The organism is Promicromonospora kroppenstedtii DSM 19349 (genome assembly GCF_000515355.1).
Taxonomy (GTDB): domain Bacteria; phylum Actinomycetota; class Actinomycetes; order Actinomycetales; family Cellulomonadaceae; genus Promicromonospora; species Promicromonospora kroppenstedtii.
The window spans coordinates 7,372-8,680 of sequence record NZ_KI911643.1 but is presented as its reverse complement, the minus strand read 5'-3'; the positions used below and the strand labels follow the sequence as shown (position 1 = coordinate 8,680).

Sequence of the window (1,309 nt, the reverse complement as noted above, 5' to 3'; positions counted from 1 at the left end):
GCCACGCTGCGCAGCCACGCCGGGCAGGTCGCCTTCCCGGGCGGTCGCGCCGAGGACGGCGAGGACGCCGTCGCAGCCGCCCTGCGCGAAGCCGTCGAGGAGACCGGCCTGGACGCCGCCGGCGTCGAGGTGCTCGGTGCGTTCGGCGAGCTGCCCATGCCCGTCAGCAACCACGTGGTCACGCCCGTGCTCGGCTGGTGGGCCCGGCCCACGCCCGTGCGCGTGGTCGACGTCGCCGAGTCCGCGCATGTCTTCCGCGCCCCCGTCGCCGACCTGCTGGACCCCGCCAACCGGTTCACCACCGTCCTGCGCCGCGGCAACCAGACGTGGCGCGGCCCCGGGTTCCACGTGCACGACGGCGACCTGACGCACCTCGTGTGGGGGTTCACCGCGGGGATCCTGGACGCGATGTTCGACCAGCTCGGCTGGACCGAGCCCTGGGATCGGGACCGAGAGCTGGGGATCGCGTGAGCCGCAGGCTCACGCGAGAAGAGGAACAACGTGAGCCGGAGCCGCAGGCTCACGCGGGAGGACGGCACGAGCTGATGGAGGATCGATGACGGACGTATCGACGACAGAGGTGACCCGGGACGCCATCCGTGCGGCGGAGGCCCTGATCCGGCCGCACGTGCGGCACACGCCCGTGCTGGAGGTCGACCTGGCCGACTTCGGCCGGCCCGCGCAGCCCGTGGCGCTCAAGCTCGAGTGCCTCCAGCACTCCGGCTCGTTCAAGGCCCGTGGCGCGTTCACCAGCCTGCTGACCCGCGACGTACCCGACGCCGGCGTGGTCGCCGCCTCGGGCGGCAACCACGGGGCGGCCGTCGCGTACGCCGCGGCCCGGCTCGGCGTGCCCGCCACGATCTTCGTGCCGAGCGTGACCACCCCGGCCAAGGCCGAGCGCATCCGCGGGTACGGCGCCAAGCTCGTCGTGGGCGGCGACCGGTACGCCGACGCCCTGGCCGCCAGTGAGGAGTTCGTCGCCGGTACCGGCGCCATGACCGTGCACGCCTACGACCAGCCCGCCACGCTGACCGGTCAGGGCACCCTCGGCCTGGAGATCGGCCAGGACCTGCCCGACCTCGACACCCTGCTGGTCGCCGTGGGCGGCGGCGGGCTGATCGGCGGCATCGCCGCCTGGTTCCGTGGCGACGTGCGCGTCGTGGCCGTCGAGCCCGAGGGCGCGCCCACCCTGTACCGGGCGCTCGCGGCGGGCGAGCCCGTCGACGCGCCCACCGAGGGGATCGCCGCCGACTCGCTCGCGCCCAAGCAGGTGGGGCGGCTCATGTTCCCGCTGGCCCAGCGGTTCGTG

At 74.6% G+C, this 1,309-nt stretch carries 2 protein-coding genes; both read left to right on the top strand.

The window, feature by feature from the left end:
- On the top strand, positions 1-471 hold a 471-nt coding region (locus tag PROKR_RS08930; protein WP_036962223.1), incomplete at its 5' end, for an NUDIX hydrolase.
- A gap of 85 nt (positions 472-556) precedes the next feature.
- The coding region (locus PROKR_RS08925; RefSeq protein ID WP_036962221.1) for a serine/threonine dehydratase at positions 557-1,309 on the top strand (753 nt) is incomplete at its 3' end.